Origin of the sequence: Sphingopyxis terrae subsp. terrae NBRC 15098, from assembly GCF_001598815.1 — a bacterium.
GTDB lineage: Bacteria > Pseudomonadota > Alphaproteobacteria > Sphingomonadales > Sphingomonadaceae > Sphingopyxis > Sphingopyxis terrae.
The window spans coordinates 1-11,331 of record NZ_BCZQ01000048.1; the positions used below are offsets into that span (position 1 = coordinate 1).

An 11,331-nucleotide genomic window follows, 5' to 3' on the forward strand; every position below is an offset into this window, starting at 1 on the left:
GACCCGCCGGGTGCTGACCCCGCCGATCCACGCTTCCTGGATCACCGCAACCAGCGCTTTCTCGACCATCTTGCGGGGCTCAAGGAAGCCCGGAAAGTAGGACCCAGCACGCAGCTTGGGGATTTTCAGGTTCAGCGTGCCTACCCGGGTATCCAGCGAACGGTCGCGATAGCCGTTGCGCCAGGTCGCGCGCTCGCTGCTGCGTTCGTGGCGACCCGCGCCGATCAGGCCATCAACGTCGGCCTCCATGATCAGCTGCAGCACGTTCTCGGCGATGGTGCGCAAAAAATCCGGTTGGCCGCCCTTCGCAGCAAGCTCTTCGATCAGTAATCTGTCCTCGGTCATCGGGAACTCCTCTTCGTCACGGTTGAAGTGTGCAAACTCCACCATAACGATGAACCCGGTGGCCACCAGCGACGCCGCATTCCGGGGTGGGGCATGCCCCACCCCGGAATACACCATCGCCTACACCGGAAATTACACCACGAGCGCGGACGCTAACAAGCAGGTGAAGCCCAAGACAGCAGACCCGATCCTTGAAGGCGCACGCACCGCGTTCTTCAACGCGCGCGGTTTTTGGGAGAAAACAGGGCGTATCGAATGGATTGAAGGGAATATGCCGGGGCAGTGGTTTCTTGGGGTCGAACCCGCGATGCTCGCGCCGGTCGCCTTGATCCAGATGATCTGGAATATGGCGCGGTGGGAGAACGGCTTCTGGCTCCGAGACAAGCGCGGTGGCGCTCGCGATCTTAGTGACGAGCGACGCGCGCTGGTATTCGAACTGGCGGTGGTGATCACAAGCAACATCTGCCCTGCCACCGCTCGATCAATGCTGCCGCGCGACAAGCTCAACGAGGGGCTCGCCGCAATGGGCTTGCGGCGCAGCGATGCCTCTTGGCGCGATGCGGTGGTGCCGACCCTGATCCGGAATCCTTCATTGGCGGATCAAGTGGAAGTATTGGCCCACCAGGGTGGCATGGCATGGCCCATCCCCGGAAATGCCGATTGCGATCGACCGCGGCGATCCAGCCCCTATGACCGCGCGATGGAACGGGCGAATGCACTGAAAGCGCTCTATCAGCCTGGTTGGACGCAGGGATTCCTCTTCGAGGCGTGGCTGCGACCCAAAGCCGAGGTATCGTTTCTGCGTCACTGTTGTCGGTATGTCCGCTATGATCCGGCTGAGGCCAATAAACGCGATGCTCTGAACGCAACATTAGCGCAGACGACACGCGTCGGCTGCCGCCCAGTCGTAGCGACCGACATCGCGACGGGGCTGCCACGCCAGCATCCAGTCGAACGCATCCAAGACCTGTTCCGCGATATGTTCGATCGTCTGCAGGTTGAAGGAGGGTGCAGCGACGGCTCCCCATCAGCGTCCAAGAAGCGCGCTTGGCGCGACGCCGCCCTCACTCAGGTCGCCGCCCTGCTTCCCGCGGTCAGCCCCATCACTCTCGATCCACAACATGCCGAACGCTGGTGGCGCGATCGTGATGACAAATTGGTCGCTATTGCAAGCGAAGGAGCGTTGAACACTTGAGCGAGCAGTTGGAATGCCGATCCTGTCCGGGAGGGTTCAAGCCGCGAATCGGTTGATCGGTTTGCCTGCGATGACGCGGCGCATGATGCGCCGGGTCTCGCAGGAGACCAGTCATGAACAGAACCGACGAGAATACCGAAAAAGCCTTCGAGGCCGACCCCGCCCAGCTTGAGCCGGCCATCGAACCAACGGCAGCAAGCAACGGCACGCCGCCGCCCGCCACTGAGGCTTCTGCAAACGAGCTGACCCCGGGCCAGCATGCTTTTGCGCCGCGCCAAGCCGAGGCGGTTATCGCAAGCGAAGGCACCGCCGACGGGAATGGCGATGGGGACTTCACGAGCACATTCGCCAGCGCGCCGCCGGTGCCCGGAGAATTCCGCCTCCCACTTTCAAAGCTGGCCGAGTGGGTCTACCACCCGCGCGCCGGATCGCGGGAGAAGGGAGAACACTTCCACGCACTCGCGCTAACCGCCGCCGAACCGGATGACCTTCGCCCGCTCGTCGTTCTCGATGAGGTCGATGGTGTCTACCCGATCATCGATGGCCGTTTTCTCTGGCACGCGCTCAAAGTGACGCATGCCGGCAACGAGGACGTCGAGATTCGCTGTGTGCGCTACGCCGGCACCGAAGCGGATGCAGTGGTTGCAGTGTGCGACACCGCGCTCGGAACGATCGAAGCCAGCTCCATGGAGAAGGCCCAGGCGCTGCTCAACCTCCAGCAGGTGAACGGGATCAGTCAGCGCGCGATCGCCGAACGCTATCCGCGGCTGACCAAGGACAAAGTTAGCAACATGCTGATCGCCGCCCGAATGCGGCAGGCCTATCCGATGCTGTTCGATATCCTGGAAGAGCCGGACATGGCTCCAATCTCTTATGGGACCACTATCCTGACGCGGCAGAAGGAATTGCCTCCCGAGGCGTTCCAGGCGATGCTCGAACTCGCCGAGGACATCGCCGCCAACGGCGATAGGTTAAAGTCCAGCCAAGCGCTGGCTGCGCTTTATCCGGACGGCGATGCACAGGCGTCGAGTGACAACAAGACGGTCAAACCGAAGCCGGTCGTTCCGCTGAAGAGCGAAGATATCTTCGGCCACGACGACCAGCCGGTAGCCGCCTATCAACGCTTCTCCGACGACATCGACCGCATCAGCCTGCCTGACGTCTCGGATATGTCGATCGAGGAACGCCAAGCCGCAGCCGAAGCCTGCATCGCGGTGATCCGTCACCATTTCGGTCTGGATCAGCATAACTGAACGAGGGTTGGCGGAGGGATTGACCGTGGGCGCGCCCACCTCTGACAACCGGCCTGGGGAGGCCGATGGCGGCGAACACCGCCGACATCGGTCGTCCCGCGCCGGGACAGCTAAAATCTCCTTCGAGGTGATCGATCGTCTCGCGGACTCTTTCCCTCTTCTGCCCGGCGAGTCACAATGGCTGATGGCCCTTTTGGCCGACGATCTTGCGAGGATACTTGCCGATGACGACTGATCAGATGACCTTGCGCGCCTGCGCCTATGTGCGGGTCAGCACCAAACGTCAGGCAGAGCACGAAACCTCGCTCAACGAGCAGGAAAGGGGTATCGCCCGCGCCGCCGTGGAGCGTGGCTACGAGATCGTCGAAACCTATGTCGAGGCGGGCAAGTCCGGCTTGACCGACCGCCGTCCGGCTCTCCAGCGGATGATCGCCGACGCCTGCGCGCAGCCGAAACGCTACGACGCCGTATTCGTCTTCAATTTCAGTAGATTCTTCCGCGACGAGTATGAAAGCGAGGGATACCGCCGGAAGCTCGAGAAGGCCGGCGTCAAATTGATCTCGGCGACGCAGGACGTTGGCGAAGGCCCGCATGCGCGGCTCATTCGATCCATCTTTACCTCGCTCGATGCTGCTTCGAGCGAGATCAACGCCGAACAGGTCAAGATAGTGATGTCCGCCAATGCGGAGGCCGGATTTCATAACGGCTCGGCACCGCCACTTGGCTACCGCACATATGTCGCGGAACGGCGCGACAAGAAGGATAAGAAGAAGCTGGCGATCGACTCGGCTGAACGCCCCCTAGTCGCGTTAATCTTTCGGCTCTATCTCGAAGGTGACGGCAAGACCGAGCCGCTTGGCATCAACGCGATCGTGAAATGGCTGCGCGAGCGGGGCTACACACACCGCAATCAGCATTTTCATACGGGTCTGATCTATGCGATTCTGACCCGCGAAACTTATGCAGGTCGCCACTATTACGGATGCCGCAACAGCCGCACCGGAGAAATGCGACCGCGTGAGGAGTGGATCGAGGTCAAAGTGCCCGCGATCCTGAGCGAGGAGCGGTTCCAGGCAGTCCAGAAGCGCCTGAAGGCACGGAACCCGCGCATCTCGGCACCCCGGTCGCATACGTCACCGGTGCTACTATCTGGCATTGGTCGCTGTGGCTGCAATGGCTGTACATCAACGATGATGCTGATGACTGGCAAGGGTGGGCGCTACCGGTACTATGCGTGTTCCAACCGCCGCAAGAAAGGGGACCTTTCCTGCGGCGGTAACAATGTGCCGATGGACAAAGTCGATGAAGCCGTCGTTTCCGCGCTGGAGACGCGCCTGTTCCAGCCCGAGCGCCTGACGGCTCTGCTCGGCGAAATGCTCGACGCGTCCTCCGCAGCGGACGCTAGCCGCCGAAAGCAGGTCGCCGTGCTTCGCACAGAGGAAACCGAGGTGACCAACTCCATCCGCGCGCTGTTTATGATGGTCGAGAGTGGCGCGACCGCACCCAACGACCCATTTCTCAAGGAACGGCTGGCAACGCTCAAACTGCGGCTCACCTCGGTCGCCGAGGAGATTGTCGCGCTCGAACGTCAGATCGGCGCCAAGAGCAGCCGGATCACACCCGAAAAGATTGAGCGGTTCGCCGCCGCCATGCGGGCCAAGCTCCGCGATGGCGGCGAGCCGCAGGTCCGCCGCCGCTATGTCCGGGCGTTCGTCGGCGAGGTGGTGATGAGCCGCGAACAGATTATCATCCGCGGCCCCAATCGTGCACTCGAACTCGCCGCGGCAGGCGAAATGCCAGCCGACGACAAAGTTCGTACTTTCATGGGGGATTGGCGCACCTAGGAGGAGAAAGTTCGAAACTCCTCTTTGATACGCTAGCCCAGTGGAACCACGCTTTAAGTCAAACATCAATCGCCGGAATCCTGCCAGCCGCCAATAGCAATGACGTGGCTCACGATGATGAGTCATCATCGAATGGCGGCTCGGTTCCGCTTGACCCGAACGTGGTCGGGATCGATCTTTCGGCGCGGCGTCCGCAACGCCCAACCTATCGCGGACCAAAGAAGCGTCATTCCGGTGATGACGCAATGGAGGTCGGCCATGGGTAGCCGTCGTCCACCTCCCTTCTCCCTTCGTCTCACGTTTGAAGAACGCGCGAAGATCGAAGCCGATGCCGCCGGTATGTCACTCGGCGGCTATATCCGTTCACGCTTGCTTGATCCCGATTGGATCGCGCCGCGTCGTCGGGGCAAGTTTCCGGTGAAGGATCATCGCGCGCTCGCGCAGCTTTTGGCGATGCTCGGTCAATCGCGATTGGCGAACAACGTGAACCAACTCGCGAAGGCCGCAAACACGGGCAGCCTTCCGGTCACACCAGAGACCGAGGAAGCGCTGCTCACGGCTGTGCAGGAAGTCACGCGGATGCGGCAGCTTTTGATCGAAGCGCTCGATCTGGATGCGCGCCTATGATCTTCAAAGCTTCCAAGCGCAGCGGTGGTCGTCAGCTTGGGAGCCATCTCCTCAAGACTGAAGAGAATGAGCATGTCGAGATTCATGAAGTGTCGGGCTTCATCTCCGACACGGTCATGGGCGCGATGAACGAAGCCTATGCGACAGCGCGCGGCACGAAGTGCAAGCAGTATCTTTTCTCGATGTCACTCAGTCCGCCCGCGCATGAATCTGTGCGCGTCGAAGTGTTCGAGAAGGTGATCGGCGATATCGAAGAGCGGCTTGGCCTCACCGGTCAGCCGCGCATGATCGTCTTTCACGAGAAAGAAGGCCGCAGACATTGTCATGCCGTTTGGTCGCGCATCAACGCTGAGACCATGACGGCAATCGATTTGCCCTTCTTCAAGAACAAGCTCCAGGCCTTGGCAAAAGAGGTCTATCTCGAAAACGGGTGGAAGATGCCGCGCGGTTTCGAGAATCCGCAACTCCGCGATCATCGCAATTTTTCCTTGGACGAATGGCAACAAGCCAAGCGGACAAGCATCGATCCGCGCGAGCTGCGCGGTGCAGTGATCGAATGTTACCGGCAAGCCGACAATGCAAAAAGTTTTGCGGCTGCGCTCGAAGAGCGCGGCCTCTTTCTTGCGCGCGGTGACAGACGGGGCTTCGTCGCCGTCACCACTGACGGTGATGTCTATTCCCTCTCGCGCATCATTCCTGACAAAAAAGCAGAAATCGCCGCACGGCTCGGCGATTCATCAAAACTCATGTCCGTCGCGGAAACTCGCGAACGCATCGCGACAGAGATCGCACCTCGCCTCTCGACTTACATTGCAGAGGCAAAGCGCATTGCCCATCGCAACATGGAACCCCTGATAGCCAAGCGCGAAGCGCTCAAGGTTCAGCATCAAGCTGAACGCCAAGCCTTCAATACCAGACTCGAAACCCGTTGGAACGAAGAGCAACGCATTCGCGCATCACGTCTGCGCAAAGGCATTGCGGGTGCATGGGACTTCCTGACAGGGAAGTATTTCAAAGTGCGCAAGCAGAATGAGATGGAAGCCAAATTTGCGCGGGAGCGCGATAGCCATGAGCGGCACGCTCTGATCCGTGCACAGCACAAGGATCGCCAAGCTCTTCAAGAATTGATCAAAGAGAACCGCCGCAAGGAAGCCGAACGCATCCTCGGTCTCTATCGGGACGCCGCCAAGTTCCGCCGGATGCGAGAAGGCGAAGCCGAGCGCAACCGCAATGGTCGGACGCGTGATGGGCGCTCACCTGCTCCAAAGCCACGTGATCGGGGATTGGATTTGGGATGATCCTTCACGGGTCGTTTCCGTTCGCCTTCCTCCACTTCTACACCACCACATGATCCGCTGATTGATCGAACCTATCCGCATTCGGTTGAACATGATGCAAGGCGGGATGGTGATCCCTGGCCTTCTCCACATTCGTTGCGATCACAGGTGATGCATCGGCAATCGATGTGCGGATGCGCGTCCTCCAACGCGGCCCATGGTGGGCGGCGCAAACGAAATGGAGGATGTCATGAACTTCAATCTCAACCGCAACGATCTTGCGACCAAATCCACCGCACAACTCGCGGCCTTGTTCCAAGATGCATCGCGCGCCATCACGGCAAGCAACGCGGCAATCGCATCGGCACAATCGCTTCTCGCGATAATAGCGCAAGAACTTGGCCGCCGTGGTCCAGCGCCATAGCGACGCTGGCTCACGAAGCCCCGAAGGGGAGCGTTAGCTCCCCTTCTTGTTGGCTGGCTTTTCCTCGTTGATCCGCATGACGATCCGACCATTGACGGGGATCGCATTGAGCGCGAGCGTGAACCCTTTGCCGTCCTTGGTTGCCCATGCGACGCCGATGTCAGTCCATCGGGCATTGTCGCCGTCACCGGTTACATTGAACAAGCGATGGCTCGGGCGGTTTGAGTTTGTGTCAGACATTTCAGTTCTCCTTGGTTTCCACCGAAGGACAATTCCCTCGGCTTCATGGGGAGACTCGTGACCTGACGATGGAGGTGAGGATCAAAGGCTGAGCGAAGCGAACCCGCGCGCGGAGCTGCACAAACGAAGTGCGGAAGCGAGCGGCCTTGATACGAGACGCGGCTGGTCAAAACCCATGAATGAATGCCGGTGGGAATGTCCGCTGCTCGGTGGCAAGTTTAGGAGAACATGATCTGACGCATCAAAGTGCGTGTGCCACCACTAATCTTCGTCTTAGCGGGGCTAAAAGCCGGCATCGTCGTCCTGCGTCTCGACGCCAGGCAATCCGGCAAATTTGGGGAATGCGTGCCGCTGATATCGATGCCGATCCACGTCATAGGACTCAGTTGCGATGGTGACGCCGGAAACGTGATGGACCTGTAGGCTCTTGGGATCGAGTTGGAGCGTGGCGGCTCGTCCATCATGATGCGACGTTACCGCGTCGGCATCAAAGGGCTCGAATTGATCCAAGCCGAAGGGCCATTTCGGTTCGGCAGGTTTTGCCTCTTCTTCTGGCGGCAGCCATTCGATTACAGAGTAATCGATGCTTCCCCCGTCTTCATCCATCTCATAGGTGCGCGCATCGACCTCCGCGTTGGGCGGTACGTCCCATTCGGCGACACGCGATGCGTGGTTGAACATGACAACATTCTGGTGCTCGCCCGCGCTCTGAACTGATCGGTAGAGCATGCCATCGATAGGCGGCTCGCCGACCTGCGCGACAAAGTCGGCGATCATCTGCGTGATCAAATATTCCTTCGGTTCATCATCCGGCATCACTGGCATCGTCATGCGCTCGCTTAGCCGACCAAGAAACTGGGCAAGTTCGAGATGTCCGATGTAGTCGGGGTCAAAAATACTGCCCTCGATGAAGACAGAGCGCAGGGCTTCAACGTCGAGCAAGCGCACAGACCGAGCTAGGTCGAACCGTCCTACGAGCACGCGACTACCGACCGGAGGTCGGATTTCGGCGAGTGCGGTTTCAAGATCGCTGGCACCGTAAAAAACCGAGATGCCTTGCGCATTCATCCGTCCTGCTCGCGCCAAGCGCGGTGGCGGCGGACCGATTTCGCGGTCTGGCCTTTTCAGTGCGCGCACGATTTCATCATCGACGCCGCTATGGAAGGCTCGTGCCCGATAGAATGATTTGATGTCGTGTTCTGGCCCCGCATTCACAACAACAGACTGGCCTTGCCGGTTGGCTAGTTGATCGAGATTTCCGAACAGGCGCGTGAAGAATGCATCGGCCTCACGATTGAAGAATCTGGTGCGCTCCTTGATCGAGCGTTCGACCGCATCCCATTCCATGCGAAAATTGTAATCGTTCGCCCCCTTCTCTTCGTAGTAGCTGTCTGAATCGAACTCCTGTTCCTCGCCAACATAATCGCTCGCAGCAACAGCATGGCGCTCTTCGAGAATATCCAGCACATCCTGGGCGACCTCTTCCGCGACGCTTGCGGCGTTCGCGATTGCCCACAATACCTGCTCACCTTCACGCCACCATTCGTAGTCGATTTCCTTGTCGCGAAGCATCGCTGATTGGAAATCGTCGGGATCAGGAGACGTGCGTTCGTAGTGGCGCTCGAAGGCGCTTTCGATCTCATCCGCAAGTTCGACGATTGTGATTGTAGGCTCTTCATCGTCACTGCAATAATCGCAGGCCGCGATGACGCCATTCTTTGCGATGCTCGCGCTCAGATAGCCTTCGCCCACACAATTGTGGCAAACACGGAGGTCATTTTCATCATCACTCATGTGCTGACTTCAACGGGATTCGCCAAGGCTGTCAACGTATTCTGCTTGGCAATACTCGCGCTCAAAAGAGCGCGAGCTGACGTGATGCGACGGCGGTTTCGCGCCATGCATGGGTGTGTGACATCTCGTCGATCCACGCTTCGACATAGGCTTCGGGACCGCCCATGTGATCGACATTGCTGCGATTGATGAAGTGCGAGCGATATCCGGTTTCGGTGATCGGGAGCGGCGCGCGTGCTGGCTTCACGCTTTCGACCTCAAGATGCGCCATTGATTGTCCGTCGTCGAATGAGACGTAATCGGCGATCCAGCGAATTTCGATTTCGATGCCGTTCCATTTTTTGTGAATGATTGCGTAGTCGGTTTTCATGTCTGCCTCCTTTGGCGTTTGGGTTCGTCCGGTGGACGGGGAGGCAAACAGCAGGGTTCGAAGGGGCAGCGTCACCGAAGGGAAACGGCCAACACGGGAGCCTGAATGAAATGAGGGCGAATGGATCGGGCAAGCCGTTGACGATGCACCGGCCCTGCCAACATTCCCGTCATCATCACCGGACGATCACAGACGCGGGGCAGACAATGAAAAGGGCCGACAAGCGGCCCACGTCAGAACGGCATTGAAATTGAAAGGCGGCCTAAGCCGCCTCTCGTCGTTCGATCTGAGCGATGCTCCAGAGGTGTTTTGGTGCCTTGTTCGCAGCGCTCGCCGCCACTCGACAGATTGCTACGCGAACTGATAGTCTAATCCGAACACTGCCGATCATGCCGATAAGATGAAATCGACGCTACCAAGCATAGCTAATTGTGAGCCGAAACCCAAACATGACTGAAAACGAAATAAGAGATTTTCTATTCAACAATCACAAGGATGATCTACGCACCTTGATCATTCAAACACGGGAGCCCCTCGCCTTACCGAAGGATGATTTCCCCAGCATCGCGCAGCTTCTTCAAAATCGAACAGAGACAAAGATCAACATGATGATCGAAAGTCTCGAAACGCTCCAGCTGGACGGGAAAGAGGTTCGGTTGGTTCGAGATGGCGATAGCACGACCCGAATTGACCTACTCGGAAGCATCGCAGATTCTGGTGACCTCGTCATCATTGAGCTGAAAAAATCCGACCAAACGGAACGCCAAGCATTCACCGAGCTATTGGGCTACGCTAATCACTTCTGCACGCTCTTTCCGCCACTATCTGAGTCAAGCCTGCAATCAATCCTGATTGCCCCGATGGAAGGAAGGGGCGTTAGGGATGCTTTGGCGCAAGAGCTGATTATCAACCAAAAGAACGTCCTCGCCTTCATCCCCAAAATCGAAGGTCAAAAAATCGCACTTGAGGCGTATTATCCACGTGAACTCTATTACCGCTGGATCGAAAACAATGTCCTAGCGGATAGCTCAATGACCGTTGTGACGGCATCGTTTCCTTTGATTGATGGGTGGATCGATGCTGGAGAACCTGGGGGTATGCCGCCGGACTACACGCAAGAAGCGTTCAAGACGATGACAGGTTTAATCGCTCAACGGCTTGAGGCCGCAGGGTTGCATGGCTTGGTTTATGCTCGCCAGTATTGGGCAGAAAGCTGCCCTGCCTTCGCAAATCCAAACACGTTGGTTCTATGTGTCGTCAATCCGTTCAACCCGCTCCGAGCATCATCAGCTGATGGCAAAGTTTTTGGCGCATCAGATCAGTCTCGTTTGGCTGCGGTCCAAGCCATTGTCGATCAGGTCCCTGACAATGAATACTGGCTAGAAAACCTGCATTCGGCATTCATGGGACAGGCAATCCGTATCATGCAGGAATCGTTTCAAGAATTCTTCATCAGCCGCAACGGCGTTGCCGTTCGTCCCGATATTAGCGTGCCTGATTGGTGGGGCTTCAAGACGAGCATGATTGAAGCTGTCATCTGCCACAACATGCACATCAGGCTTACTGGCCTTCTGCGCACAATCTTCAGCGATTATATGGCACATTGCTACCGAAACGGCATGGACGAAATTTACTTTTCGGACGATCTGCCCAAGTTCGGCTACATCGCCCATGATCACTTTTTGGCAGTTTGGGAAATCTTTAGCGGACTTTCTTGGACAGAAACCGACGAACATGCCGAGGCTGACGAATGACGGCCTAAGCCGCCTCTCGATGATCGATCTGAGCGATGCTCTTGAGGTAGTCGGCAGCCTTGTTCGCAGCACTCGCCGCCGTGAAGATTGCTTTGCGGTCGCCTTTCAAAATGCGCAGCCAGTGGCCGATATAGTCGGCATGATCGGCGCGCGGTTCTGCGGTGATACCAAGATCACCACACAGGAATGCAGCGCCAAGCTCCGCGCA

Annotated in this window: 12 protein-coding genes; 7 read left to right on the plus strand and 5 right to left on the minus strand. The window is 58.1% G+C overall.

What is annotated here, in order from left to right:
• Positions 1 to 345, minus strand: a 345-nt coding sequence (locus STE01S_RS19090; protein ID WP_174531853.1) for a transposase, incomplete at its 3' end; no start/stop codon positions are given.
• Between the two features lie 49 nt (positions 346 to 394).
• Between STE01S_RS19090 and STE01S_RS19095 the strand changes: the two genes are divergently transcribed.
• The 6 genes from STE01S_RS19095 to STE01S_RS19125 all read left to right on the plus strand — a co-directional run bounded on the left by STE01S_RS19095 (position 395) and on the right by STE01S_RS19125 (position 6,965).
• On the plus strand, positions 395 to 1,540 hold the full coding sequence (locus STE01S_RS19095; RefSeq protein ID WP_062770818.1) for a hypothetical protein: 1,146 nt from the start codon (positions 395 to 397) through the stop codon (positions 1,538 to 1,540).
• 113 nt (positions 1,541 to 1,653) lie between these two features.
• Complete coding sequence (locus STE01S_RS19100; RefSeq protein WP_062770819.1) at positions 1,654 to 2,793, plus strand: hypothetical protein; 1,140 nt, start codon at positions 1,654 to 1,656, stop codon at positions 2,791 to 2,793.
• Positions 2,794 to 3,017: 224 nt separating this feature from the next.
• Positions 3,018 to 4,637, plus strand: a complete 1,620-nt coding sequence (locus STE01S_RS19110; protein ID WP_062770822.1) for a recombinase family protein — start codon at positions 3,018 to 3,020, stop codon at positions 4,635 to 4,637.
• Between the two features lie 258 nt (positions 4,638 to 4,895).
• On the plus strand, positions 4,896 to 5,264 hold the full coding sequence (locus STE01S_RS19115) for a plasmid mobilization protein (protein WP_040590517.1): 369 nt from the start codon (positions 4,896 to 4,898) through the stop codon (positions 5,262 to 5,264).
• Positions 5,261 to 6,562 carry a relaxase/mobilization nuclease domain-containing protein gene (locus STE01S_RS19120; protein WP_062770824.1) on the plus strand — a complete coding sequence of 434 codons (1,302 nt, stop codon included), beginning with the start codon at positions 5,261 to 5,263 and terminating at the stop codon, positions 6,560 to 6,562. Before STE01S_RS19115 ends, STE01S_RS19120 begins: the two co-directional genes overlap by 4 nt.
• Positions 6,563 to 6,791: 229 nt before the next feature.
• Positions 6,792 to 6,965: a hypothetical protein gene (locus STE01S_RS19125; RefSeq protein WP_162928364.1), complete on the plus strand. Its 174-nt coding sequence runs from the start codon at positions 6,792 to 6,794 to the stop codon at positions 6,963 to 6,965.
• A 33-nt stretch (positions 6,966 to 6,998) separates the two neighbouring features.
• Here the strand turns inward: STE01S_RS19125 and STE01S_RS19130 are convergent, their stop codons facing one another.
• From STE01S_RS19130 to STE01S_RS19140, 3 genes are all read right to left on the minus strand, one after another.
• A complete protein-coding gene (locus tag STE01S_RS19130) occupies positions 6,999 to 7,205 on the minus strand; it encodes a hypothetical protein (protein WP_062770828.1) in 207 nt (68 codons plus the stop codon).
• Between the two features lie 282 nt (positions 7,206 to 7,487).
• Positions 7,488 to 8,999, minus strand: a complete 1,512-nt coding sequence (locus STE01S_RS19135; RefSeq protein ID WP_062770830.1) for an RES family NAD+ phosphorylase — start codon at positions 8,997 to 8,999, stop codon at positions 7,488 to 7,490.
• 61 nt (positions 9,000 to 9,060) lie between these two features.
• Positions 9,061 to 9,369, minus strand: a complete 309-nt coding sequence (locus STE01S_RS19140) for a hypothetical protein (protein ID WP_062770832.1) — start codon at positions 9,367 to 9,369, stop codon at positions 9,061 to 9,063.
• Between the two features lie 449 nt (positions 9,370 to 9,818).
• Between STE01S_RS19140 and STE01S_RS19145 the strand changes: the two genes are divergently transcribed.
• On the plus strand, positions 9,819 to 11,123 hold the full coding sequence (locus STE01S_RS19145) for a PDDEXK family nuclease (RefSeq protein WP_062770834.1): 1,305 nt from the start codon (positions 9,819 to 9,821) through the stop codon (positions 11,121 to 11,123).
• A gap of 4 nt (positions 11,124 to 11,127) precedes the next feature.
• Here the strand turns inward: STE01S_RS19145 and STE01S_RS19150 are convergent.
• On the minus strand, positions 11,128 to 11,331 hold a 204-nt coding region (locus tag STE01S_RS19150; protein ID WP_255266032.1), incomplete at its 5' end, for a zincin-like metallopeptidase domain-containing protein.

What these genes read in the sequence shown, in the direction of transcription:
- STE01S_RS19140 (WP_062770832.1), bottom strand. Translation starts at nt 9,369, where the DNA reads ATGAAAACCGACTACGCAATCATTCACAAAAAATGGAACGGCATCGAA.
- STE01S_RS19120 (WP_062770824.1), top strand. Translation starts at nt 5,261, where the DNA reads ATGATCTTCAAAGCTTCCAAGCGCAGCGGTGGTCGTCAGCTTGGGAGC.
- STE01S_RS19100 (WP_062770819.1), top strand. Translation starts at nt 1,654, where the DNA reads ATGAACAGAACCGACGAGAATACCGAAAAAGCCTTCGAGGCCGACCCC.
- STE01S_RS19135 (WP_062770830.1), bottom strand. Translation starts at nt 8,999, where the DNA reads ATGAGTGATGATGAAAATGACCTCCGTGTTTGCCACAATTGTGTGGGC.
- STE01S_RS19125 (WP_162928364.1), top strand. Translation starts at nt 6,792, where the DNA reads ATGAACTTCAATCTCAACCGCAACGATCTTGCGACCAAATCCACCGCA.
- STE01S_RS19130 (WP_062770828.1), bottom strand. Translation starts at nt 7,205, where the DNA reads ATGTCTGACACAAACTCAAACCGCCCGAGCCATCGCTTGTTCAATGTA.
- STE01S_RS19095 (WP_062770818.1), top strand. Translation starts at nt 395, where the DNA reads ATGAACCCGGTGGCCACCAGCGACGCCGCATTCCGGGGTGGGGCATGC.
- STE01S_RS19145 (WP_062770834.1), top strand. Translation starts at nt 9,819, where the DNA reads ATGACTGAAAACGAAATAAGAGATTTTCTATTCAACAATCACAAGGAT.
- STE01S_RS19115 (WP_040590517.1), top strand. Translation starts at nt 4,896, where the DNA reads ATGGGTAGCCGTCGTCCACCTCCCTTCTCCCTTCGTCTCACGTTTGAA.
- STE01S_RS19110 (WP_062770822.1), top strand. Translation starts at nt 3,018, where the DNA reads ATGACGACTGATCAGATGACCTTGCGCGCCTGCGCCTATGTGCGGGTC.